The sequence below is a fragment of the Weissella paramesenteroides genome (genome assembly GCF_036327715.1).
In the GTDB taxonomy this organism is placed as follows: domain Bacteria; phylum Bacillota; class Bacilli; order Lactobacillales; family Lactobacillaceae; genus Weissella; species Weissella paramesenteroides.
The window spans coordinates 1,462,608-1,488,395 of sequence record NZ_CP130559.1 but is presented as its reverse complement, the minus strand read 5'-3'; the positions used below and the strand labels follow the sequence as shown (position 1 = coordinate 1,488,395).

The window sequence follows — 25,788 nt, the reverse complement described above, 5'->3', positions numbered from 1 at the left end:
TCAGTGAAAAGTTGATGCGGTCTATCACCGTTAACAGATAACTGAGGGTAATCTTTGTAAGATTACTGAATTTTTTGGGTGGTACCACGTTAATTAGCGTCCCTTCGATAAGTTATTTATCGAAGGGATTTTTATTTGCAAAAGTTTATGAATATTAAGGGAGAAGAGAAATGAGTTTACAAGATGAGCTCACGACATTGCGCGATGAAGCATTAACACAAATTAATGATGCAGCCGATGTTAAAGCATTGAATCAAGTACGAGTACATTGGTTAGGGAAAAAAGGTCCGCTAACTGAAGTGCTACGCGGCATGAAAAATTTGACACCAGAGGAACGTCCAGTAGTTGGTGCATTGGCCAATGAGGTACGTGATGTATTGACGGCAGCGATTGCTGAGCGGCAAACACGCTTAGAAGCAATTGCTTTGGATGCGCAGTTAGCAGCTGAAGCAATTGATGTAACCTTACCAGGACGTACTGTCCAACAAGGTCAGCCACATGTGCTACAACAAATTATTGAAAATCTGGAAGATCAATTTATCGGCATGGGTTATCAAGTAATTGAAGGACCAGAGGTTGAAGAAGATCAATATAACTTTGAACGCATGAATTTACCTAAAGATCACCCAGCCCGGGATATGCAGGATACGTTCTACATCACACCTGAAATTTTAATGCGCACGCAAACTTCTCCAGTTCAAGCACGTACGATGGAAGCGCATGACTTTAGCAAAGGACCTTTGAAAATGGTCTCTCCTGGTCGTGTGTACCGTCGTGATACTGATGATGCGACACATTCACATCAGTTCCATCAAATGGAAGGTCTTGTGATTGACAAGCATATTACCATGGGTGATTTAAAAGGTACCTTATTAGCAGTTGCCCATAATTTATTTGGTGAAGCCCATGATATTCGTTTGCGTCCATCATACTTTCCATTCACTGAACCATCCGTTGAGGTTGATATTTCATGGCATGCAGTGACACCAGATATGAATCCAGAGGATATTGAGTGGATTGAGGTCCTTGGTGCAGGAATGGTACATCCAAATGTTTTGCGTAAGTCTGGTATTGATCCAGACGTTTATGGCGGTTTTGCCTTTGGTCTTGGCCCTGATCGTTTCGCAATGCTTAAGTATGGGGTAGAAGATATTCGTAACTTCTACTTGAATGATGTGCGTTTCTTAACGCAATTTGATCAGAAAGGATAAGACAAAATGAAAGTTTCAGTAAATTGGTTACGTGATTATTTACCAATTGCATTACCTGCATCACAATTAGCAGAAAAAATTTCTCGTACAGCGGTTGAAATCGAGGGACAGTATCAACCAAAGGGAAATATGAAAAAGGTTGTTATTGCTAAGGTCTTATCAGTTGTGCCACACCCAGATTCAGACCATATGGTAATTACGCAACTAGATGCTGGTGAAGATGAACCAATTCAAGTTGTCACTGGTGCACCAAATGTTGCTGAGGGCCAAACTGTTATCTTGGCCAAGCATGGTTCGGTCATTGGCGATAATAAAAAAATTCGTAAAGGTAAACTACGTGGTGAAGTATCAAATGGTATGTTAGCTGCATTACAAGAGCTTGGCTTTGAAGATAAAGTTGCACCAAAAGATTTTGAAGAGGGAATTTGGGTATTCAATGATGTTGATGCTGCCGATTTGAAACCAGGTGAAGATGCTTTGACTGTGCTTGGATTAGATGATGATGTCCTTGAGACAGGAATTACACCTAATCGAGCAGACTTATTTTCAATGAATGGTACAGCATGGGAAGTTGCTGCCATTCTTTCAGAAGAACCAACTTTACCTAATTTTGAATTAACTGAGACAGCCGAGCAAACAAGCGACTTGATTTCAGCAACGGCACCTGCCGAATTGGCAACCAAGTATGCTGTTCGTGTGGTTAAGAATGTCACTGTTAAGGATTCACCATTATGGTTACAACGCCGTTTGTGGACAATGGGTATTCGACCAATTTCAAATATTGTTGATATCACCAATTATATGTTATTAATGTACGGTCAACCAATGCATGCCTTTGATTTGAATGCCTTACCTGAACAAGAAGTCCATGTTCGTCGGGCACATGATAAGGAAACGATTAAGACATTAGATGGCGTAACTCGTGAAGCAGCTGCTGAAGACATTGTGATTGCCTCTGGTGATGAAGCCTTGATGTTTGCTGGTGTTATGGGTGGTGAAACAACAGAAGTTACCCGTGAAACAACGGACATTGTCCTTGAAGGGGCTATTTTTGAACCAAAATCAATTCGTCATACTGCACGTGATCAAAATCTACATTCAGAGGCTTCAATGCGTTTTGAACGTGGTGTCAATGTTGAAGATACCTTTACAGCGCTAGATCATGCTGCAGCCTTAGTTGCTGAATTGGCTGGTGGACAAGTCACTGCCGGACGTGTGGTCGCACAAGACTACGCCTATGAAGCACCAGTTGTTGATGTGAGTGTTGATCGTGTGAACCATGTGCTTGGTACGAACATTACGACGGCTGAAATTTCAGCTATTTTTGATCGTCTGTTCTTTGATTACGAAGAAAATAACGGCGTCTTTTCAGTTACAATTCCAGCCCGTCGATGGGATATTACCATTGAAGCAGATTTGATTGAAGAAATTGCTCGCTTGTATGGTTTTGATAATTTGCCAGCAACTTTACCTACTGGTGAAACCACACCGGGTAAGTTGACACCAAAACAACAATTAATTCGTGCTAGTCGTCATGCACTAGAAGGCTTGGGATTAAATCAAGCAATTTCGTATGTTTTGACAACGCCAGAAAAGGCCAACCGCTTTAAGTTACATGATGGTGAGCCAATTCAATTGGATTACCCAATGTCACAAGATCGTCAACAAACACGAAGTAGTTTACTAACGGGTCTTTTAGACGATGTTGCCTATAATGTGGCTCGTAAGCAAACGGATGTTGCTTTATATGAACAAGGACGTGTCTTCGTTTCTGATGGGGATTTGACAAAGCAACCAGCAGAAATTGAGCACATTGCTGGTGTTCTTTCTGGCAATGTTACTGAGCGTACCTGGGCACAAAAAGCACAAGCTGCTGATTTTTATATGCTTAAGGGAATTGTTGAACGATTGTTGAAGAACTATGATTTTGTTGAGCCTATTCACTTTGTGGCAAATACTGTACGTGAAGATATGCACCCAGGTCGTACGGCTGATATCTATGTTGGCAATACTTTGATCGGCTTTGTTGGCCAAATTCACCCAACAACGGCGAAGGTATACCGTATCAATGAAACATTTGCCTTTGAATTAGACTTGGATGCTATTATTGCCTTGCCAAAGAATCAAGGACGCTATGAAGTCATTTCACGTTATCCAGCTGTGTCACGTGATTTAGCGATATTGGTCAATCGTGATGTGCCTGCATCACGCATTGAGGAGGCTATCCAGCAAGTTGGTGGTAAGCATCTGCACGATATTGTTACCTTTGATGTCTATACTGGTGAGAACGTTCCAAGTGACATGAAGTCAATCGCCTTTGGCCTAACATTCATTAATGCAGAACAAACGATGCTTGATGATGAAACCAATCAAACAGTTGATCGCATTGCCGGTGCTTTAGCTGAACAATTTGGGGCCGAAATTCGTTAAAGATTAATTAAAAAAAATATAAATAGCCGCTATTACTGATATACTTGGGTAATAGCGACTGTTTTCGTTATGGACTAAAGATGATTTTAGGAGAATAATTATGAACAACGGTAAACGTACGCGTAATAAGAAGCGGCGTAGTCGGAAAGGAAAAGGACGGTTAATCATTCTTTTTCTGATATTGATAGCCCTTATTGCTGGTGGTGTTAGCTTCGTAATGAGTTATCAAGATAAGCGCGATTATTCAGCTTTGAATAGCCAAGATAAGAAAAATAAGCAGGTTAAAATTAAAGACGGGGAAAACTCAGAAGAGATTGCTAATAAGTTGGACAAAGCTGGTTTGATCCGTTCAAAAAAGGCATTTATGCACTATCTCTCAGCACATAATATTTCTAATTTGAAGTCAGGTTATTACTTATTTGCACCTTCAGATTCAGTTAGTGCCATTGTTAAAACTTTACGTCAAGGTGGCGCTTCTGCACCATTAAATAATCAGGATACGGTTACGGTTCGTGAAGGTGAAACAATAGATGATATTGCGACTGAGGTGGGCGAAAAGACAAAGTTTACTAAGGCAGAGTTTTTAAAGGCAGTTAACGATAAAGCATTCTTTAATCGTTTGAAGGCTGCATACCCAGGATTGCTTGATTCTGAGGCATCTAGTAAACAAGTAAAGGATATTCGCTATCGCTTAGAAGGATACCTATATCCAGCAACTTATAACTGGAAAGATTCTAATAATGCTCGTGAATTAGTCAATCAAATGGTTGCCCAATCATACACACAATTAAAGGGTAAGTTTGACGCAATCAAGAATGCTGGCTTGACCGTACATGAAACATTGACGCTTGCTTCGTTGGTTGAACGTGAAGGAATTGACCAAGATAGTCGACGTACCATTGCGGGTGTATTCTTGAACCGAATTGACAAGAATATGCCACTACAATCGGATATTGCAACAAAATATGCACTTAAGACTAATAAGACTAATTTGTCTAATAAAGACGTACAAAGTACAAATCCATATAATCTTTATAAGTATTCGGGTTATGGTCCAGGACCATTTAATAATCCATCAGCTGAATCTATCGAAGCGGTGTTGAATCCAAAGGACCGAGATAAGAATTATCTATACTTTGTTGCTAATTTGAAGACGGGTAAAGTTTATTACTCTGCAACTTATGACGAACACTTAGGTAAATCTAGCGACCTAGAAGCTGGTAATACTGCCGTAGGAAATAGTGCAGATAATTAAAAAAGAAGGACGACAGGTTTAGTATTAAGATTAAATCTTTCGGAACACAGATAAAGTCACATGTTATGTCGTCAAACTTTAACATGTGACTTTTCTATTTGTCATTTAATTAATCAACAAAGGAGCGAGAACATGCAGTCAGCACGAGAGATATTACAACAATCATTTGGATATGATGATTTTCGTGAAGGACAGGCTGAAATTATTGATGCAGTTCTGGCTGGTGAACGCACGCTAGGCATCATGCCAACGGGTGGTGGTAAATCAATTACTTACCAAGTTCCTGCCTTGATGCTACCGGGTATTACTATAGTTATCTCGCCGTTGATTTCATTAATGAAAAACCAGGTTGATGAGTTAATTGCCAACGGCATTGATGCGGTTACTTTGAATTCGACACAGGATGAAGAAGCTTATCGTCACGCCATGAATCATTTATTGAGCGGGCAAGCAAAATTGCTTTATTTAGCGCCTGAACGGTTAAAAAGTGAGGGCACCTATGCCTTATTAAATCGATTGCAAATTTCATTAGTGGTCATCGATGAAGTTCATGTGTTGTCACAATGGGGGCATGATTTTCGACCAAGTTATTTAGAAGTGGTTCATTTAATCAACAATCTTAACTCGGCACCACGAATTATGGCATTAACCGCTACGGCAACGAAACGTGTCCAAAATGATTTGGAAGAACGTTTGGCAATAGAACATACTGTTCGTACAAGTGTGGTTCGAGATAATCTAACAATTCGGATTGAAACTGGGTTAAAAAAGAAGGACAAAGATGATTATGTAAAACGTTATTTGCAAAAGCATGCTGACGAGGCTGGTATTATTTATGTACCAACACGAAAGTTGGTGACTAGTTTAACAACATTTTTGGCTAGTCAACATTTATCAGTTGTGGGATATCATGCAGGTATGACAGATGATGAACGTAATCAAGCACAAGATGATTTCTTGTTTGATCGAGCGAATGTGGTTGTTGCTACGAATGCTTTTGGGATGGGAATCAACAAATCCAATGTACGTTTTGTAATCCATTACAGCATGCCTGGATCGGTTGAGGCTTATTATCAAGAGATTGGGCGTGCCGGTCGGGATCATTTACCAGCAGAAGCAATTTTGCTTTACGCGGCGGCTGATTTGCAAACGCAACGCTTTTTTATTGAAAATAGTGATAACCAAACGCCAGAATACCAGCGTTTGCAAAAAAATAAATTGCAAGAAATGGCGAACTATGGGGCAACAACAATTTGTTTGCAACAGTATATTACCCGTTACTTCGGTGAAGAAACTTTACCTTGTGGCCATTGTACCAATTGTTTGGATACACGACAGGCAGTTGATGTGACGACTGATGCACAAAAGGTGTTGAGTCATGTTGTCCGAATGCGAAATGCTCATCAAAATAAAGATGCCTTTGGCAAGATGGTGACAGCTGATACCTTGCGAGGGCATGTACCGGAAAAATTTAAATGGGCCCATTTTGATCAATTACCAACATTTGGCTTAATGCATGGTGTACCACGAGTTAGAATTACATCATTAATTGACTTTTTGTTGGCATCGGGTTATTTACAAGTAACTGGCGAATATAGTGGTTTAATGGTTTCAAAAACGGGTTTGCAGGTTTTGCGTGGAGAACACCAGGTTATGCGACGACAGTCAAAACAAACGATTGATGAGCGGGTTACAACAGGATCGCCATTGACACAAGATGATTTAAATGAAGCTGAACGAGCTGTGTTTACTGCATTACGAAAGTGGCGCTTAGAATTATCGAAAAAAACAGCGATACCATCGTTTATCATTTTTAATGATCGGACATTAGTTGAATTAGCACGCCAGCAGCCGAAAACACTATCTGAGCTACTTAATATTTCAGGTATTGGTCAAGCAAAAGCAGATAAATATGGGCAAGATGTTCTACAGGTAATTGCTCAGACAACAAACTAATAAACATTAGATAGGCCAGGACGAGAAGCAATGTCCTGGCTTTTATTGTCTAACAAATGATCATGCTTTTAATGTTGCGTTAACTTTTATTTAACATTATTCTATAGATTATTTTCTAGAATAATGCTAATCAAATGAGGAGGTTAATAGTTTATCGCAAGAATGTTTATCGTGTATAAACACTCTTTTATAAATGATCGTTAAGTTATTCTTAAGTCATTATATTTATTTCATATATCGTAAGAAAGAGGTGATCCTTTTGAAAGAGAAAATAAAGCCTAAATTTGATTGGTATTTAGTTGCTATTTTGGTGTTAAGTGCTTTTCTATATGGTTGGGGGATCTGGGATGCTGGTAGTGCCAATAGTTATTACACTGCTGCTATTACATCAATGACTAAAAGTTGGTCAAATTTCTGGTATGGCGCATTTGATCCTGCTGGATTTATCACTGTTGATAAGCCACCGGTAGCACTATGGTTCATGGCTATATCAGCCAAAATTTTTGGTATACATGGGTGGTCAGTTGTATTACCCAGTGTCTTAGCCGGAATTGGTTCTGTTTATTTCATGTATAAGTTAATTGCACCAAAGTTTGGTGCATGGCCAGGTAGGATTGCGGCACTTGTTATGACGTTAACCCCAACAGTGGTGGCGAATAGTCGTACTAATAATATGGATGCTATTTTAGTATTCTTTTTATTGCTAGCAATTTTTATTCTACAAAAGGCAGTTAGTAAGAAAAACATTTGGTTAGTAATTCTTAGTTTTGGATTAGTTGGTGTTAGTTTTAATATTAAAATGCTCCAAGCATTTATGATTTTACCAGCTATGTTGGTCTATTACTGGATTGCAATCAAGATTCCGTGGAAGAAAAAAGTTGCTTGGTTATTTGCAGCAGTAGCTTCTTTGGCTATTTTTACGCTAGCATATCCGGTGGCAGTAGATTCAGTCAATAAATCAAATCGTCCATATATTGGTAGTTCACAAAAGAATTCTTTGCTAGAACTTGCATTTGGTTATAACGGTACAGAAAGATTGTTAGGTCAATCTACTGGTACTGGTGGTGCTTTTCCAGGAATGGGTAGTACAAAAAAAGCTAGCGGAAAAGGCATGACAGGTACAAAGCCAAGTGGCAAAGGCGGTAAAGGCCAGAAACCAAGTGGCAAGCCAACCACAGGTCAACAGCCTGGGGCAACGAATGGTAATCCTATGAATGGTCAACAGCCGGGTGGAAACACCGGGAAGGGAATGACCGGAAAAAAGCCAGGACAGCAATCGGCTAATAGTAAAGTAAAGATGCCAAATAGCAAGGTAAAGACTGGCAAGATGGGAAAGATGGCCCAAGGCGGTGGTAATAATGCCTTTGCAATTGGGACAGCTGGACCCTTTAGATTATTTCAATCAGACCTAGGTTCACAGATTGGTTGGTATCTACCATTAGCAATACTAGGATTGTTAGCTGGTTTGTTTGGATTTAAACGTCGAGAAGATAAATGGTACCAAATTTCGGATGAACAAAAGGAAGTTGTATTGTGGGCTGGTTGGTTTGTACCAGTTTATGGTTTCTTCTCGGTTGCAAGTTTTTTCCATCCATACTATACCATTATGTTAGCACCAGCAATTGCTGCTTTAACTGCTATTGGTGGTGCCGCAGTTGCTAAACTTGCCAAGGAAGATGGCTATCGACCACTGATTGCTCGGATTTTCATTAGTTTGGGAACTGTCTCAACTCTATTGTTACAAGCTTATTATGTTTGGTCATATTATCAAATTATTAGTATTATCTTGGTTATTGTGGCAGTATTGTTGGCAATTTGGTGGTTATTACCAAAGCAAACAAATTACAAGATTAAAATTCTTGTATCATTAATCAGTATCGTTACCATGGCTGGTTGGTGGTCATTAACACCAACCCTGTCACATAGTTCGGATGCAATTCCTGCAGCCAGTCCAACTTTATTGGGACAAACAAGTGGTACTGCAATGGGAATGGGTAGCGAGGTAAATACGCAGCTTATGAACTATACTGAAAAACATCAAGGTAGTGCGAAGTACTTGTTTGCAACTACAGATTCAAATTCAGCTTCTGGTTATATCATTAAGACTGGTAAATCCGTCATGGCTATTGGTGGTTACAATGGTACGGACCCAACAATGACATTGTCAGAGTTTAAGCAACTTGTTAAGTCGGGACAACTAAAGTACTTTGTGATGGGAAATAATAGTAAAGCGACTAGCGGACAAATTGGAAAGATTTTGTCTTGGGTTAAAAAGAACGGAACAACTGTGAAATACTCATCGACTACTGCAACTTCAAAGACGAAGCAAAACCCAATGCAAGGCATGGGGATGCAATCACAAAATGCGACTCTTTATGATCTATCAACTATCTATAATTAATGAAAGGAGTGACATTATATGACATTAAGAAAAGAGAAACCGCGTTTAGGTCTAATTTTACCTGCATATAATGAACAAGAAGTGTTACCAACGACCTTAACAAGATTACATGATATTAAATTGGAGCTGATAAAAAATAATTTAATTAGTATGAATAGCTTTATTTTGGTAGTTGATGATGGTTCGTCTGACGAGACATGGCAAATTCTTCAGCAGAAGGAATTAACACATGCTGACTTGATTGGTGTTAAATTGTCACGTAATTTTGGACATCAGGCTGCTTTATTAGCGGGGATGACAGAAGGTGCTAAATTGGCAGATATTCTCATTACACTGGATGCGGATTTACAAGATAGTCCTGAAGTTATTCAGAACATGATTTTGAAATACAATGAGGGTAATGAAATCGTATATGGTGTCAGATCTAGCCGGAAGGAAGATACATGGTTTAAACGAAATTCTGCTTTGTTTTTTTACAAGATATCGTCTTTACTGGGTGTAAAATTGATACCGAATCATGCTGACTTTCGATTAATGAGTTGGACAGCTGTGCAAGAGTTGTTAAAAATGCCGGAAAGAAATGTGTTTTTAAGAGCGATGGTACCATTGGTAGGATATCAATCAACACAGGTGTTCTATGAACGGCGAGAACGGCAGGCAGGACAATCAAAATATCCATTGAAAAAAATGTTGAGTTTTGCAATTGACGGCATTACTAGTTTCAGTGTGCAACCTATTCGGCTATTATTTGGTATTGGAACGTTAATTCTTAGTGTGGCCGGGTTAGAGATAATTTATACTTTATTTGCTAAGATTTTCGGAAATACGGAGGCTGGGTGGTCTTCATTAATGATTTCGATTTGGTTACTCGGTGGTATTAACTTGATTGCCATTTCAATAGTTGGTGTTTATATCGGTAAAATATTTAATGAGGTAAAGCAACGTCCATTATTTCATATTGAAGATGAAACCGGTAGCTTTGTAAAGAACAGTAAACAGGTTAGTTAAGCAAATATGATTTGACAATAAAAAAGGCGAGCACAAATTTTAAAAAAATTTGTGCTCGCCTTTTATTTTTTAAGAATTAAGCAATTTCAACAGAAAGAATTTCAATATCCATGTCAAAACCATTAGGTAATGTTACGGAAACTGTATCCCCAACTTTGTGACCGATTAGGGCAGCCGCAATTGGTGATTCATTTGAAATTTTACCTTCTGATGGGTTAGCTTCAACAGCTCCGACAATACTATATGATTCTGGTTCTTCATCTGGTAATTCTTTAAAAGTCACTTTCTTACCGACAGCAACTTCATCATCAGCAATCTCTGAAGAATCAATGATTTCAGCATTATCAAGCATGTTTTGTAGAGTTTTGATACGACCTTCAACAAAGGCTTGTTCATCCTTTGCTGAAGCATATTCAGAATTTTCTGATAAGTCCCCAAAACTACGTGCTAGTTGAATACGTCCAGTAATTTCAGAACGTGTTTCTGTGATTAGTGTGTTTAATTCCTCTTCGATTTTGGCTTTTCCCTCGAGAGTCATTGGAAATGTTTTTTCTTCAGCCATGACTAAGTTCTCCTGTGCATTAAAAATTTATTTAGACTAATGGTATCCCCAAAGTTTCAAGGTTTACATTACCACGCAGACATGCGTGTGTAAAGAACTTTTCGGGGTTTTTAAAACAATGTGTGCTGTCTTTTCTTACTTTCAGACCATTTGAAGCCCATGATAATTAGAAGAAAACCTAGTGTTATAATCGCACCGAGTTTAAACAAAGGCGTTTTAAATTTGAAAGTTACCTCATGGTGACCAGGTTCAAGTGGTACACCGATAAAGAATTTACCAACAGTAACGGTGTCCGTTGCTTTGCCATCAACATAAACTTGCCAACCGGCTGCCTTAGGAATAGTTGTCATCATCATACTATCGTTTTTAGGAATCGTAATATCACCACTAATTTTAATCGGTGATTGATGATTAATTTTGTATGGATGCTGTTGCAATGATTTTGATTGTCGATTTAATTGTGCTTTATTACCTTGGTACAATGAAACGTTTTGTAACCAAATATCTTTCTTTTTCAGTGAAAGTGTAATTTCCTGAGATTGTCCTTTTGTATCAGCAGGCAGTGGCACAATAATCGTATGGCGATGACTTGGAATAGCAGGTAGAGTTTGCCCGTTTAGTTGAATTTCCAAATTATCATTTGTCACAGCATTACCTAGTGTCAGATAGTATGGATTATTTGATGTTGGTACATAGGTTAATGTTAGTGAGGCACCTTCACCAGCATTTGTCTTTGTTAAATAGGCACCGGTAATAGTTGATGGTGCATTCAAGTTACTTGCGCTTGATTTTGAAAAATTAGCACTCGTAAAAATGGGTTGTTGATTATACCCATTTAAACTCTCCCACAAAATGTTTTGGTTGCGCAAAGGATCATTTTCCTTAAATTTGACGTTTCGAACATTATCACTTGCGGCAAATCCCAATGGTAATGCATTCGGATTCTGGGATAGAATGGTCTGTTTGGTTTGCTTAACTAAACGATACGTGCCATTCGTATCTGATCGTGAGTATGTTTGCATATTTGTTGGTGTGCCATTAACTGCTGGTTGACTACCAGTGGGTTGCAGTAGATAACGCATACCTAATAGAGAGTCGGTCATTAATGTACCGCTTGAGTAGGCGATATAGTTATCACCTTCAGGTTGTCCCAGTGCAGCCATAATATCGCTTTGCTGGTGTTCTAATGCCGAACTGAACGTTGATGCACCATTAAAATTGCCTTGAAGCGGATCACCCTTTGTTCGTTGGAAAGACTGTGCAACCCGGTAAAAGTCAGTTTTACTTTTTGGTAAATCCTTGGTTATCGCGTTAAGACTACGAATATATGTTTGATATTCAGTATTGGTCAGGTAACTAAAATTATTTAAGGTCCAAACAGTGCTGGTTGTCATTTCCCCAATCACTAATAAGGTAACGATTGGTAACCAGAATTTAATTTTTGCAGGCATCACGTGTAGTAGTAGCAGAACAATAAAGAAACCACCACCAATATATAGTTGGGCAGTTGTCAAGAAATTGAGACTCGACATTCGTGAGAATAAGTAAATGAAACCACCGCTAGTAAGAATCAATAATGTTAAAAACTGGAACCAAGATAATCGTAAATATGGTGACCAGACAGATGCAACCAACCATAAAATCCAAAAACTGAACAAATATGAAAAGCGGTAGGGATACCAAACAGGAAATTGGAATCCGTGCCAAAAGAGATTTAATGGGGCATACATCATTGAGATAACAAGAATCGCAGTAATAATAAGTGCGGTTAGCCGTGTTTGCCAGCGAATATTTTTTAAGGTAAAGAAAAACCATAGAATGATAATGGGAAGACTACCAATGAAGATATTAGGTAAACCGGTAGGCATTTGTTCAAAGTTAAATGTGCCTAGAAAAAGTTTTCCTATAATATCTGCTGGTTGATAGTCAAACTTCCAACTTAAGTTAGCCAACATATGCTGGCCCTTACTGTTCATTAGTGTATAAGCTGTTGGCAACCAGACAAATGTCGCTAGTCCAATGCTAATGACACCACCTAAAATAAAGCGGCGTAACATCGTCAAGCGCTCTTTTAAACGATAGGGTTGCCAAGTTAGACGCCAGATAAAGTACAGAATCAAGAAGATACCAATCATGTAGGCCATATAGTAGTTGATAATAATGACCGCTGTTAGTGCGAGCATGAATGGCCAGCCTTTTTCATGAGTAAGATAGTATTCTAATCCAGTGACAATTAGTGGCAGGAGAATGGCAGCATCTAACCACAATAAGTTTAAATCATTTGCAACAAACCAGCCCATGAAAGCATAAGAAACGGCAAATAGTGGTAGGCGCCAGCCAATTTGCCAGTGCATTTTGCGTAATGCGAAAGCAAAACTCCAACCAGCTAATCCGTATTTTAGAACAGTTAGCAAGAGGATTGCAGCTGGTAAATGTACATTTGAGAAAGGGAGTAATAAAAAGTTTGTTGGACTTAGTAAATAATAGGCCCAATCACCATAAGTCTCACCACCCAATCCTTTAGAAAAATCATAGAAGATGCGCAAGGGATCATGTAATACTGTCTGACGAAAACCAGCATAGAAGTCAATGTATTGCTGGCCAAGATCGACTGTTAATATGGAACTTGACCCAAATGGTGCCATATGACGACTTGCAAAATAGGTAAGCATAATCACTATTGGTAATAGGAAACTAATCCAAAGTGCCTTGGTCGATGTTCGCCATTTGAGAGGATTAATATTTGTAAACATAAAATAGTTCTCCAAGTTAATTTCAGTTAATACTATTAAAACATAAAAATGACAGGCACTCGACTATGATTTATAATCAGTTGTTAGAGAGTTTTGAAAATCCAGTTGCTCGATTAAGGCTTGGTCGTCTTGATTTATGCTACAATGAGTAGACTAGAGAATGAAGGAAAGGGTTTAGATTATGCGATCTCCTAAACGCCATGGTAGCCGTCGTAAAACCAAAAAGGGTTCAATGTCTCGGATACCAGTTCGGCTAAATGTTTTAATGGGTATTGTGATTTTAATGTTGGTAGCATTAGGATGGCGATTGGTTAATTTACAAATCACGGATAGTGCCAAATATAAAACAGAGGTAACTAGCGCTGAATCCAGCATTGAGAAAACCAACGTGCAACGTGGATTAATCTACGATAGTACTGGTAAAGTATTGGTTACGAATAAGGGTTCACAGGCCATTACTTACACGAAGCCACGGACGATTACAAATAAGCAAATGTATAAAGTTGCTAATCAGGTTGGTAAATATGTCACGATTGATACAAGCTCTGAGCAATTATCTGGAGCTAATTTTGCCATGTATTATATCCAATCTACAAAGCGTGCTCAAAAAGTTGCAAAAGCTTCTGGTACGGCGACCGCGCCTGGTACAGATGCCTATGTTAATGCATTGACAAAATATGTTGAAAAACATCAAGATCAATTCACGTTGACTGATGCACAATTAAATAAGGCGCTAATTTTCCAAAAGATGGCCAATGCCTATTCACTATCTACTGTTTATCTTAAGGAAAGTGACGTGAAGCAATCAGAAATTGCTAACATTGGTGAACGACAATCTAAGATGCCAGGTGTGCGTGTTGGTATTTACTACACACGTGATTATCCAGGTGGCAATGATATTAAGTCATTAATTGGTGCAACATCAACTTCTAAAAGTGGTTTACCATCAGATTCAGTTAACGAATTATTGACCAAAGGTTACTCACGAGATGATATCGTTGGTACATCATATTTGGAAAAACAGTATGAAGATACATTGAAGGGTTCTAAGGGTCGTGTTAAGGTCACCACTGGTAAGGATGATAAGACCACAGAAGAAACACTCTATGCTGGTCAAGCCGGTGGAAATCTTAATTTGACAATTAATAATAAATTCCAAAATGATGTGGAACAAATCTTAAAAGATAATATTCCTAGTGGATATACAACAGGTGCATATGCGGTTGTTCTAAATCCTAAGACTGGTGGCGTTTACGCGTCTTCAGGAATTAATCGTGACTCGTCGACTGGTTCCTTAACATCAGACGCTTTGTCAACGGTTAATCAGGCTAATGTTGTTGGTTCTGTTGTTAAGCCAGCAACCATTACAACTGGATTTATGAACAACGTGATTACACCACAAAATAGTACATTGACCGACCAACCAATTAAGGTTGCCGGAACTGCTGCTAAAACATCTTGGTGGAATCAAAATGGTAGTGGTAACATGCCACTAACTGCAGACAAGGCGTTGATGATGTCATCTAATACGTATGTTATGCAAATTATGCTGAAACTTGGTGGTTTGAACTACTATGAGGGGATGTCATTGGCATCATTACCAACTAGTGTTTTCCAAACGATGCGTGATGGCTTTTCTCGCTTTGGTTTAGGAGTTAAGACGGGTATTGATTTACCTGGTGAAATTACAGGTATTCGTGGTTCAACATCGCGTTCAGATATTGGTAAGGCGTTGGATGAATCATTCGGTCAGTATGATACCTATACAACGATGCAGCTTGCTCAATATGCGGCAACCATTGCAAATGGGGGTTATCGTATTCGTCCACATATCGTACAGGCAATTACGACACGTGACCGAAATAATAATAAAATTACAACGACCATACCAACAGAAGTTATGGGAACCGTTAACTGGACAGCGGCACAGCGTCAGATGATTTGGGATGGTATGAATGAAGTTGTTCACAGTAGTTCGAGTTATGCAACTGGAACTGGACTAAAGGATATTAAACCTGCAGTTTCTGCAAAGACTGGAACGGCTGAGACATTTACTGATGGACATTCAACATTGACTAGCTCATTGATTTCATTTGTTCCTAATTCCGATGTTGCAATGGCAATTGTTGTACCTGGCGTTGATCAGGCCAATGAAAATGTTAACCAAAAAATTGCAAAAGCTATTTACACTGCCTATTGGAAAGATGTACAAGATTCAGGTTCAGCAACAAAATAGTATATAATGAAAGCACTGAGTGAGGACCAATCATCAAGAAAGGGACAACATTCGGTGCTTTTACTATACGGGGGAAATATGACAACAAAATTATCAATTCGAGAACAAGCTTCAGCAAATTTATCAGGAATGTCTGATATGATGAAAACTTACCTGATGCAGAATATGGTCAAAAAAGTGACGGCCTTACCAGCTTGGCGACAAGCTAAGACGGTTGCACTAACAATGTCGCAAGATGAAGAATTATCTACTGAACTATTGATTCAAATTGCGCTATTACAAAATAAAATAGTGGTTTTGCCTCGTGTTCTACCCAAGCGACAGATGGAATTTACAACGATAAATCGTGAAACTGTATATGCTAGACATAAATTTGGTATGTTAGAGCCAGTTGGTGGTCGGGTCGTTTCACCAAGTAAAATTGACTTTGTTCTAGTACCTGGTTTGGCATTTACACGTAATGGTGACCGAATCGGTTTTGGTGGTGGCTATTATGATCGTTGGCTACCGAAAGTTAAAGCTATCAAAGTTTCTACGACTGTGACAAAAAATTTGTATGAACAACCAACTTGGCCAATTGAAGAAACCGACCAGGTGGTTGATCAGGTAATCGTATTGGATAGTGAATCATGATGAGAAACTTTAAAATAACATGGCAACAAGCGCCAGTAACTACTTCATTAATCGGATGCATGGTTGTCATTTTTATTGGTGAAGTTGTCGTGAGTGGACAAATGGGTGTTTCAACGCAGACACTGTATCATTTAGGAGCGATGTTTACACCAGCAGTTGTGATGATGCATCAATGGTGGCGATTGATTACGGCAGGATTTTTACACGTAACATTCATGCATTTGATTCTCAATATGATAACGCTGTATTATGTGGGACGATTATTGGAACAGTACCTTGGTAGTTTGAAATATTTTATTGGATATATAACTGCTATTATTATCGGTAGTTTGAATTCACTAGCTTTTGGGTCGATAACTGCGATTTCAGCTGGTGCCTCAGGCGGAATTTTTGGCTTGTTTGGTATGATTTTTCTTTTAGGATTACTCGATAAACAAGGATTTTGGTTGACACAGGCAAAGACGTTGGGCATATTTGTTATATTGTCCCTAATACCAATATTTGGGGGTACGAATATCGCAATAAGTGCGCATATTGGTGGGTTAGCTAGTGGCTTTTTAATTGCACCACTTCTGCTGAGAAAGGGGCAAGCCACAGGTAAACAAAAAATCGTTGCGGCACTTGGATTGATCATTTATATCGGTATATTGTTAACGGTTGGTTTTGGTTACCGTTAAATTGAGGAGTAAAAATAATGAGAACTTTTTTAGATGTTTTACAACTACTGAAAAAATATGATATTTATATTCATCTAGGTAATCGTTTGTGGGACATTGAATTAGCAGCAATTGAAATTGATAACTTATATAAAGCAGGGTTATTAGAAAATAAGAAATATGCGCAAATTAAATTAGTATTAACTCATGAACACGAGATGGAGGAGCGTCGTCAAGGGATAACGTCGCAAGAATGATTTGTAAACGTTTTCACAAATCTATTGTGTAATCGTTTAGATACCGTTATAATGGTACAGAAAGTGTTGGAGATTTTATAATATTTTTTTGAAAAAGAGGTTTTAAATCATGGCGAAAGATAAATTAATTGGTATTGATTTGGGTGGTACCACAATTAAATTTGCAATTATGACGGCAACTGGTGAAATTCAACAGAAGTGGTCTATTCAAACCAATATTCTTGACGAAGGGAGCCATATTGTTCCTGATATTATTGAGTCAATTAACTATCATCTTGATTTATATCAATTAGATAAAGATCGCGTCATTGGTGTTGGTATGGGGACACCAGGTACTGTCGATGAAAAGAACGGTACGGTACAGGGAGCATTCAATCTAAATTGGAAAGAACCACAAAATGTAAAGGCAGATTTGGAAGCTGGTTTAGGTTTCCCTGTTGCAATTGATAATGATGCAAATGCGGCAGCGTTGGGTGAACAATGGCGTGGTGCTGGAAACAATCAACCGGAAGTAGTCTTTGTGACGCTTGGAACAGGTGTTGGTGGTGGATTAGTTAATGAAGGTAAATTAATCCATGGTGTTAAAGGATCAGCAGGTGAAATTGGTCATATGATCGTTGAGCCTGGTGGTTACCTATGTACTTGTGGTAACTATGGTTGTCTAGAACAATACACTTCAGCAACAGGAATTGTGCACTTAGCACATGATTATGCAGATGCCTATGCTGGTGATTCAAAATTGAAGGCAATGGTCTCAAATGGTGATGAAATCACTTCAAAGATCGTATTTGACTTGGCCAAGGAAGGTGATTACCTAGCCAATGAGGTTGTTGATAAGGTTGCCTTTTACCTTGGTCTAGCCACAGCAAATATTGCGAACATGTTGAATCCATCAGCAATTGTTATCGGTGGTGGTGTTTCGGCAGCAGGTGAGTTCTTGCTAACGCGAGTACAAAAGAATTTCAATGATTTTGCCTTTAAGATGACACGTGATGTGACAGAAGTGAAATTAGCAGAATTGGGTAATGATGCAGGTGCTTATGGTGCAGCTTCCTTGGCATTACAAGCCCAGGCTTAAAAAATAAATACACCTTTGAATAATTTGTAACAAAATGTTACAAATTATTTTTTTGTAAAGATTGCCTATTTTCTTAATAAAGTCTTTAAAATTCCTTTTAATCGTTGATATAACAACGTTTTTGAAGAACGCTTGATTTTTCAATAACAAGTAAACCCTAAATTTTTATTAAAATACTGTTATATCAATGTAACTCGGATGTTAAATCAACTTGCTATTATAAAAACATCGCTGAGAGAACAATCACAAATCAAGGGGAATAAACACATGACTTCAAACGCACAACGTTCAAATAAGGGTTGGTTGATTGCCGCCGCAACTGCTGCTGCAATTTTACCAATGACACAAACAACAACTGCATCTGCTGATGAAACAAAAGATAGCAATGACTCACATGCTTCATGGCGTGCAAAAACTGTTGAAGATGTTAAATCTTTCTTACTAACAGCTGGTAAGGAATACACTGTTCAGTCAGGTGACACACTTTCAACAATTGCTGCTGCAACTGATTTGTCAGTTGATGAAATTGCATCAGCAAATGGTGTGTCAGACGTAAATACAATCCACGTTGGCGAAGTTTTGAAGTTAGATGCTTCAGCAACTACAACTAATGACAAGGCATCAACTAACAACACAAACGCACAAACTCAAAATGTTGAAAAAACTGCAACGACTACGACAGCACAAGCTGCTACTACTGAAGTAGCAACACCAGCTGCACCAACTTACAGTACAGCAGGTAATTCATATCCAGCTGGACAATGCACATGGTTTGTGAAGAACGCATTATCATGGGTTGGTAACAACTGGGGAAATGCTTCTGGCTGGGGTGCTTCTGCTGCCGCAGCAGGCCGTGTTGTTAATGGTCAACCATCAGCAGGTTCAGTAGTTGTCTTTGGCGCAGGTGTGCAAGGTGCAGGTGCTTTGGGACACGTTGCTGTTGTTGACTCAGTTAACGGCAACTCAATTACAATTTCTGAAGGTAACTACGCTGGTATGGCTTATCATACACGTACAATTTCTGCCTCAGGTTTGACATTCATCCATTAATTATTACCCTTAAATAATAAATGAGAAGTAAATTTCAAAAAAGCTGGGACCTTAGAACAGAGTCCTAGCTTTTTTTGAGTGTTCTAGGATTTTTAAAAGATTTCTGTTCGAATTTTTGATATGATATTATAAGTATGAGTTAAGAAATGAGGAATTATAGCATGTGGATAACGCTATTTACGATTATTTTACTTTGGTTCTTGTGGTATGTTGGTAACAAGTTGTGGACAAACAACATGTTGAAAAAATCTGCGACAGTTCTATCATCCGAGGATTTTGAATCACAGAGTCACGGACATGATATTGTTGATATACGTGAACCTGCCAAATTTAAGTCAAAGCATGTCTTTGGTGCCCGTAACATTCAGTACGTAATGTTAAAGGAAAACCATGCTGCATTGCGCAAGGACAGACCAGTATTTTTGTACGATGAGAATATGCAGACTGCTGCTCGATTAGCCAAGATGTTAAAAAAAGAAGGCTACAACCAATTGTATGTTTTAAAAAATGGGTTTGTTGACTACAAAGGTAAAGTAAAGACCAATCAGTAAAAGTAAAACCAGCTAGATATTGTATTAACTTTATGAATAAGGTTAATACGCCATCTAGCTGGTTTTTTGTTATCATGTAATTATTAGAAACGGTTACCGTGTGATTGAGCGGCTTTACGAGCAGCCTTACGCTCAGTATCTTCAAACTTTGCCTCTTCATCGGTAATTGGTTTTACTGCAATCTTATGGAAAGTCACAGCCGCAGTTGCTGCAGCTGCAATAGTACTTGCTACTCCGGTAAGAACGCCAACCCCAAATTTTTTCATACGATGATCCTCCAAATTTTTATTAAGATTATTCTAACATATTTAACAGCATTTAATAAATAGAGGTATTAAAATGCATTTATCAAAACAAACAATCATTGCCCATCGTGGTGTGCATGATCATGGAACACCAGAAAACTCATTGGCTGCCTTCCAACGTGCAATTGACATGGATGCAGAAGGATTAGAGCTCGATGTTCAATTAGCCAATCATCGATTAGTGTTAAAGCACGATATAAATGAAGAAGAAACTGCAAATTTACCGACCTTTCAGGAATTTTTAAATTTAATCAAAGCATCAAAGTATCGTGGCTTTCTGTTAATTGAATTAAAAGGCAGTGAAGGGGCGAAAGAACTTTATCAGCAGTTGCAGGAGGCTGCGCTGGATAACGAGCTGATGTTGCAATCATTTTGGGAGCGACCATTACGTGAATGGCGGGCATTAGATAAAGAAATCCCGATTGGTTATTTGCGACACTATCCAAATCGACTAAGCTGGCAATTGGCAAAAAATAAAATTATTCAGCAAGTTAACTTAGATTATCGTTATGCGCCACTGCGCATATTTTCACCTTGGCGGTTGCCAACCTATTGGTGGACAATTAATCGACCAAGCGTGACTTGGCTGTTGATGCATACGGTAGTTTCGGCAATTATCACTGATAATATAAGCCAAGCACTGAAATATCGAAGAAGGAAATAAAAATTAATCATGAAAAAAATTGTTGTCATTGTGGGTCCGACTGCAGTTGGTAAAACAGCACTATCAATTAAATTAGCCAAAAAGTTTAACGGTGAAATTGTGTCAGGGGATTCCATGCAAATTTATCGTAACTTAGATATTGGCACAGCAAAGGCAACGGTTGCTGAACAATTAGAAGTTCCCCATCACTTAATTAATATTGCAGATCCTGATGAAAATTATTCTGCAGCAAAGTTTGTGACTGCTGCACAAAAGGCAATCACTGATATTAGCGAACGGGGAAAATTACCGATATTGGTTGGTGGCACAGGATTTTATGTCCAGGCATTATTAGGGGATCGACCTTTAGCGAAAACATCTGATATTGATGATCCAGAATTCGTACGATATTGGACAGAAATTGCTCATAGGGATGGTGAGCAGGTTGTCAGAGATGCTTTGAAAAAAGTTGATGCTGTCAGTGAAGAGCGAATTTTACCAGGACAAATTCGTCGATTGGTCCGTGCGCTATTGGTTAGTACTCAGACTGGGCAGCCATTTTCTTCATTACAGCCAGAACCCAAACGCCAATATGATGCGTTCATTATTGGCCTGAAAACTGAGCGATCTTTATTATATGAACGTATTAATCAACGGGTTGATGACATGATGATGTCAGGAGTTCTAGCTGAGGCAGAATTAGTCTATCATTTACCAGATGAAAGTACGGCAAAACGAGCAATTGGCTATAAAGAGTTATTCGGTTACCTGACAGGCGATGAGTCTTATGCAGAGGTAGTGATGAGGTTAAAGCAGGCATCACGTCGATATGCGAAGCGTCAAATGACGTGGTTTAATAACCAGTTTCAGGATATTCACTGGTTTGACCTAGTGCAACAACCTGACGAACTAGACCAAATTATGGACCAATTAAACAATTTCATGTTAGAATAGCTGACATTAATGACCAATAACGTGCACGAGAGTGGTAATATGCTAGTCATAGGGAGGTCAGTGATATGAGTGGACGAGAATTACGACGTGATTTAGCTGTCTTACCAATGAGCGTTGTGCGAGAATTGACGGGTTTAACAGATCGTCAAGTACGTTATTATGACCAGCAGGGGTTAATTGAACCACACAGAGGTGCGGGTAAACAACGGCGTTTTTCATTGGAAGATGTTGATCGTCTGCTACAGATTGCTGAGTATTTGGATGCGGGTTACACTGTTGCTGAAATTCATGAAGTTGATCAAAAACAACAGCGTAAACAAAAGAATACAGATCCTTCCGAGGAAAGTTTACGTCATATATTAGCTGACGAATTATTAAATATTGGTCGATTTAACGGTCAACAAAGATTTTAAGATGTTGTTATATAGGATAAAGGAGAATTGAACTAATGGTACGTAGAGCATACACAAAAGATGATATTCGACAGAAAATTGTTGATGAAAATGTTGAATTTTTACGTCTGCAATTTTCAGACGTTTTTGGCAACATTAAAAATGTTGAGGTGCCGGTTTCTCAATTAGAGAAAGTTTTAGCTAATAATTTAATGTTTGATGGGTCATCTATTGAAGGTTTTGTGCGTATTGAAGAATCAGACATGTACCTTTATCCTGACTTATCAACATTTATGATTTTCCCATGGGCAACTGATGAACATGGTGGAAAAGTGGCACGTCTTATTGCTGATATCTACACATCTGATCGTGAGCCATTTGCTGGTGATCCACGAAATAACTTAAAGCGTGTCTTACAGCAAATGACTGCGGATGGTTTTACGAAATTCAATATTGGTACTGAGCCCGAATTCTTCTTGCTAAAGATGGACGAGAACGGTAAGCCAACAATGAATTTGAATGATAAAGGTGGCTATTTTGATTTGGCACCTTTGGATATGGGTGAAAATACTCGTCGTGAAATCGTACTTGAAATGGAAAAAATGGGCTTTGAAGTTGAAGCGGCCCATCACGAAGTTGCCCCAGGACAACATGAGGTAGATTTCAAGTACGCTGATGCTTTAGATGCAGCTGATAATATTCAGACATTCAAATTGATTGTTAAAACTATCGCTCGCAAGCATGGTCTATATGCAACCTTCTTGCCAAAGCCAATTTCTGGTATCAATGGTAATGGGATGCATACGAATATGTCATTGTTTACTGATGAAGGTAATGCATTCTACGATGAAGATGGTGAATTACAATTATCAGAGACAGCTTATCATTTCTTAGGCGGTGTATTAGAGCACGCGGCTAACTTTACAGCAATTACAAATCCAACTGTTAACTCATATAAGCGTCTAACACCTGGTTATGAAGCACCTGTATATGTTGCTTGGTCAGGATCAAATCGTTCACCAATGGTGCGTGTCCCAGCATCACGTGGTAATTCAACCCGACTTGAATTACGTTCTGTGGACCCTACCGCTAATCCATACTTAGCTTTCGCGGCTATTTTGGCTGCTGGATTAGATGGTATTGAGAACAAATTGGAACCAAATCATGCGGTTGATCGTAATATCTACTTAATGGATGATGCTGAGCGTCGTCGTGCAGGTATTACTGATTTGCCAGACACATTATTCGAAGCAATTAACTTCTTGGATAGCGATGATGTTGTTATGGCAGCAATTGGTGAACACATGGGTCGTACGTTCGTTGATGCTAAGCGTCTTGAGTATCAGGCCTACCGTCGTGAAGTTTCACAGTGGGAAATTGACACATACCTAGAACAATACTAAAATTTGTTTAAAACTTATAAAAAACAGCGCTAACTTGTCCTCAAGTCGCGCTGTTTTTTAAGTTTAGGTTGTATGATAGTAGTAGGCATTATTTTAATCGCCAAATCTAATCAATTTATTAATGATTATAAAAATAGGAGGGGTTGAGATGGAAAGTACGCCATACATTCAGACAGATTTACCGTCGAATCAATCCGTATTACAACAAAAATTGCAGATGAAACTAGACTACTTGACTAGTATTCAATCAGCGGTTGTTGCGGGGGACGACCGACAGGTATATGAACTATTAGATAGTCAGAAATATGATCTAAAAATACGTCAAAAGTCTGAAGCAGAGACAAATCGACCATTATCAGTTTTAGTTGATGATATGAAAGATGAACTGAGTCATCATTTGGGACAAAAGTTAATTAATTATTTATCTGAAAAATTCCCTTTCTTTTACTATGAAGAAACAAAGTTAGGTGTTTTCCAATTGTACTTTGGAAACTGGTGGGATCGGCGCCACTTTGGTATCCTGGATCCATTATCTGTTAAGTTTATTTTTAATGATGATGAATATGAAAAGCTCGTCAAGGCAGTGGAACTATCAGCACGTGGACATCGATATAACGCACAAGTTATTGAAGATACTACCCGAGCAAATGAGACGTTGCAAAAAATTGTTGATGAACAAAATCAACGTGATGCGGAACGTACACAATTGCTAGCACAATTATCAGCATCTGAGGAGCGTGGCGGCTTATTTGGTAACCGTGGTCAATCAGAGCAACGTGAAGTATTGAAAGAACGTTTAAAGCATTTGGACTCAGCTGATGCCAAAGCGCAAACGGTACCAGCACTGATTGCTGAAAATAATACCCAAATTTTGAATTATTCAAAAGAAGATACGATTTTAATTTATGAGCAACGAGCAATCACGGATACTTTTGGGACGTTTGAAGCGTTTCAACAAGCAGTTGGTAATTTGTATGAGGAATATGTTGGTAGCTTAGCGGTTGCTTCTGAGCAAGGAGGTGTTTAAGATGACTGAACACCTACAAAAACGTGTTGATTCATATGTTAATATTCTGGCTGATGATATTGGCCGTATTCAGCAATTATTGGCACAAGTTAATGAATTGGCTAATGCAGATGATCCTAAGAAAGTACATTTGCTTGCACAACAACTAACAACAGCGACCCTTGATACTGAATGGGTTGTTGTACCACGTCAATACTCACAAGCGGATTGGTATATGTTAGCACTCGATCGCTTGTTGAGTTTTGCAAAAGTCTCAGCATATGATATTTTAACACCGGCAGATCGTGAAGAATTGACGCTTGTATTTCCAGAATTGGATGTACCAGCAACTTTCCAATTTGAAGTTAATCAAGACCAAAATGGGGGTGCTTATTTTAAAGAGTTAGGAACTGATAAGCGCTTATTCTATTGGTCATTAACTCGGAAACAAATTTTCTTTAACGCAGAAGCAATTACGGATTTGTTGGTGGAAAATTTCCGTAAGAAAACAACGGTTGCTCGTATTCGGCCACTTGTCACGCTATTAACCGATTTTGGTCGGTATATGGCAGCAACATTTGGTTATCAAGTGGATTACAATATTTTGGAGACAACAGATGATTTCCTATACCCACTACGCCAAAAAGAAATGCCTGCAGGAATCTTAGACCGGCTCTTTGTATTATCAGCCGATTCGGATTATTTCTTACAAGCAATTCCAAATGGTGCAGGATTAGTTTTGGAAAATAATGTTGAAGTTCGTGTCTTTTATGTTAATGATGCCACAGCAACCGATGCACAAAGGTGGCACTTCCAAGTTATCGACGGCAAGGATAGTGTGTCATGGTTGGATGTCCTATTAGATTATGACTTTATTGGTGCTTGGTACTTGGTTGAAAGACAATACATTGAGGTTGAAAGTGCACCACTTGTATTTGATCAGGATTTACAAGAAGCAACTGCACACGAAGAAGCAGCGGCCAAAAAGGACACGGTGCAACCAGAAGTATTGTCTCCTCAGCCACTCACTACATCAGAGGAGTCGTAG

22 protein-coding genes and 1 other annotated feature (1 of these 23 cut by a window edge) are annotated in these 25,788 nt (G+C 38.7%); of the genes, 19 read left to right on the top strand and 3 right to left on the bottom strand.

Annotated elements, in window-relative coordinates; translation table 11 throughout:
* Nucleotides 1–107, top strand: a binding site (T-box leader); it begins 102 nt to the left of the window's first position.
* A 63-nt stretch (nucleotides 108–170) separates the two neighbouring features.
* The 6 genes from pheS to QRX23_RS07425 all read left to right on the top strand — a co-directional run bounded on the left by pheS (nucleotide 171) and on the right by QRX23_RS07425 (nucleotide 10,261).
* On the top strand, nucleotides 171–1,211 hold the full coding sequence (gene pheS / locus QRX23_RS07450) for a phenylalanine--tRNA ligase subunit alpha (protein WP_002827820.1): 1,041 nt from the start codon (nucleotides 171–173) through the stop codon (nucleotides 1,209–1,211).
* A gap of 6 nt (nucleotides 1,212–1,217) precedes the next feature.
* Nucleotides 1,218–3,641, top strand: a complete 2,424-nt coding sequence (gene pheT / locus QRX23_RS07445) for a phenylalanine--tRNA ligase subunit beta (RefSeq protein ID WP_330155180.1) — start codon at nucleotides 1,218–1,220, stop codon at nucleotides 3,639–3,641.
* Nucleotides 3,642–3,741: 100 nt separating this feature from the next.
* Nucleotides 3,742–4,896, top strand: a complete 1,155-nt coding sequence (gene mltG, locus QRX23_RS07440) for an endolytic transglycosylase MltG (RefSeq protein ID WP_330155179.1) — start codon at nucleotides 3,742–3,744, stop codon at nucleotides 4,894–4,896.
* A 132-nt stretch (nucleotides 4,897–5,028) separates the two neighbouring features.
* On the top strand, nucleotides 5,029–6,852 hold the full coding sequence (recQ, locus tag QRX23_RS07435) for a DNA helicase RecQ (RefSeq protein WP_330155178.1): 1,824 nt from the start codon (nucleotides 5,029–5,031) through the stop codon (nucleotides 6,850–6,852).
* Between the two features lie 259 nt (nucleotides 6,853–7,111).
* Nucleotides 7,112–9,253: an ArnT family glycosyltransferase gene (locus tag QRX23_RS07430; RefSeq protein WP_330155177.1), complete on the top strand. Its 2,142-nt coding sequence runs from the start codon at nucleotides 7,112–7,114 to the stop codon at nucleotides 9,251–9,253.
* An 18-nt stretch (nucleotides 9,254–9,271) separates the two neighbouring features.
* Nucleotides 9,272–10,261: a glycosyltransferase family 2 protein gene (locus QRX23_RS07425; RefSeq protein WP_330155176.1), complete on the top strand. Its 990-nt coding sequence runs from the start codon at nucleotides 9,272–9,274 to the stop codon at nucleotides 10,259–10,261.
* A gap of 76 nt (nucleotides 10,262–10,337) precedes the next feature.
* Here QRX23_RS07425 and greA read toward each other — a convergent pair whose 3' ends face one another.
* Together greA and QRX23_RS07415 are read right to left on the bottom strand one after the other, a co-directional pair.
* Nucleotides 10,338–10,823, bottom strand: a complete 486-nt coding sequence (gene greA, locus QRX23_RS07420) for a transcription elongation factor GreA (RefSeq protein ID WP_330155175.1) — start codon at nucleotides 10,821–10,823, stop codon at nucleotides 10,338–10,340.
* Between the two features lie 110 nt (nucleotides 10,824–10,933).
* A complete protein-coding gene (locus QRX23_RS07415; protein WP_330155174.1) occupies nucleotides 10,934–13,576 on the bottom strand; it encodes a YfhO family protein in 2,643 nt (880 codons plus the stop codon).
* 181 nt (nucleotides 13,577–13,757) lie between these two features.
* Here QRX23_RS07415 and QRX23_RS07410 point away from each other — a divergent pair, with 181 nt between their 5' ends.
* The 7 genes from QRX23_RS07410 to QRX23_RS07380 all read left to right on the top strand — a co-directional run bounded on the left by QRX23_RS07410 (nucleotide 13,758) and on the right by QRX23_RS07380 (nucleotide 20,037).
* Nucleotides 13,758–15,812 carry a peptidoglycan D,D-transpeptidase FtsI family protein gene (locus tag QRX23_RS07410; RefSeq protein ID WP_330155173.1) on the top strand — a complete coding sequence of 685 codons (2,055 nt, stop codon included), beginning with the start codon at nucleotides 13,758–13,760 and terminating at the stop codon, nucleotides 15,810–15,812.
* A gap of 78 nt (nucleotides 15,813–15,890) precedes the next feature.
* Nucleotides 15,891–16,445, top strand: a complete 555-nt coding sequence (locus QRX23_RS07405; RefSeq protein WP_330155172.1) for a 5-formyltetrahydrofolate cyclo-ligase — start codon at nucleotides 15,891–15,893, stop codon at nucleotides 16,443–16,445.
* Complete coding sequence (locus QRX23_RS07400) at nucleotides 16,442–17,122, top strand: rhomboid family intramembrane serine protease (protein WP_330155171.1); 681 nt, start codon at nucleotides 16,442–16,444, stop codon at nucleotides 17,120–17,122. Before QRX23_RS07405 ends, QRX23_RS07400 begins: the two co-directional genes overlap by 4 nt.
* A gap of 17 nt (nucleotides 17,123–17,139) precedes the next feature.
* Entirely contained in the window at nucleotides 17,140–17,358 is a 219-nt protein-coding gene (locus QRX23_RS07395) for a YqgQ family protein (protein ID WP_002827809.1), read from the top strand.
* 109 nt (nucleotides 17,359–17,467) lie between these two features.
* The gene (locus tag QRX23_RS07390; RefSeq protein WP_330155170.1) at nucleotides 17,468–18,436 is read left to right on the top strand and encodes an ROK family glucokinase; all 969 of its coding nucleotides are present in this window, start codon (nucleotides 17,468–17,470) and stop codon (nucleotides 18,434–18,436) included.
* 267 nt (nucleotides 18,437–18,703) lie between these two features.
* Entirely contained in the window at nucleotides 18,704–19,486 is a 783-nt protein-coding gene (locus QRX23_RS07385; RefSeq protein ID WP_330155169.1) for a COG3942 and LysM peptidoglycan-binding domain-containing protein, read from the top strand.
* A gap of 161 nt (nucleotides 19,487–19,647) precedes the next feature.
* Nucleotides 19,648–20,037 carry a rhodanese-like domain-containing protein gene (locus tag QRX23_RS07380; protein WP_002827805.1) on the top strand — a complete coding sequence of 130 codons (390 nt, stop codon included), beginning with the start codon at nucleotides 19,648–19,650 and terminating at the stop codon, nucleotides 20,035–20,037.
* Between the two features lie 83 nt (nucleotides 20,038–20,120).
* On the opposite strand, the gene QRX23_RS07375 is transcribed toward QRX23_RS07380, so the two are convergent.
* A complete protein-coding gene (locus tag QRX23_RS07375) occupies nucleotides 20,121–20,303 on the bottom strand; it encodes a DUF3042 family protein (RefSeq protein WP_002827804.1) in 183 nt (60 codons plus the stop codon).
* A 73-nt stretch (nucleotides 20,304–20,376) separates the two neighbouring features.
* Here QRX23_RS07375 and QRX23_RS07370 point away from each other — a divergent pair, with 73 nt between their 5' ends.
* From QRX23_RS07370 to QRX23_RS07345, 6 genes are all read left to right on the top strand, one after another.
* Nucleotides 20,377–21,006 carry a glycerophosphodiester phosphodiesterase gene (locus QRX23_RS07370; RefSeq protein ID WP_330155168.1) on the top strand — a complete coding sequence of 210 codons (630 nt, stop codon included), beginning with the start codon at nucleotides 20,377–20,379 and terminating at the stop codon, nucleotides 21,004–21,006.
* Nucleotides 21,007–21,015: 9 nt separating this feature from the next.
* Nucleotides 21,016–21,939, top strand: a complete 924-nt coding sequence (miaA, locus tag QRX23_RS07365) for a tRNA (adenosine(37)-N6)-dimethylallyltransferase MiaA (protein WP_330155167.1) — start codon at nucleotides 21,016–21,018, stop codon at nucleotides 21,937–21,939.
* 65 nt (nucleotides 21,940–22,004) lie between these two features.
* Nucleotides 22,005–22,352, top strand: coding sequence for a MerR family transcriptional regulator (locus tag QRX23_RS07360; protein WP_002827800.1), 348 nt, complete (start codon nucleotides 22,005–22,007; stop codon nucleotides 22,350–22,352).
* A gap of 35 nt (nucleotides 22,353–22,387) precedes the next feature.
* Nucleotides 22,388–23,734: a type I glutamate--ammonia ligase gene (gene glnA / locus QRX23_RS07355; RefSeq protein WP_150191420.1), complete on the top strand. Its 1,347-nt coding sequence runs from the start codon at nucleotides 22,388–22,390 to the stop codon at nucleotides 23,732–23,734.
* A gap of 148 nt (nucleotides 23,735–23,882) precedes the next feature.
* Nucleotides 23,883–24,761, top strand: coding sequence for a hypothetical protein (locus QRX23_RS07350; RefSeq protein WP_330155166.1), 879 nt, complete (start codon nucleotides 23,883–23,885; stop codon nucleotides 24,759–24,761).
* A gap of 1 nt (nucleotide 24,762) precedes the next feature.
* On the top strand, nucleotides 24,763–25,788 hold the full coding sequence (locus tag QRX23_RS07345) for a hypothetical protein (RefSeq protein WP_040760487.1): 1,026 nt from the start codon (nucleotides 24,763–24,765) through the stop codon (nucleotides 25,786–25,788).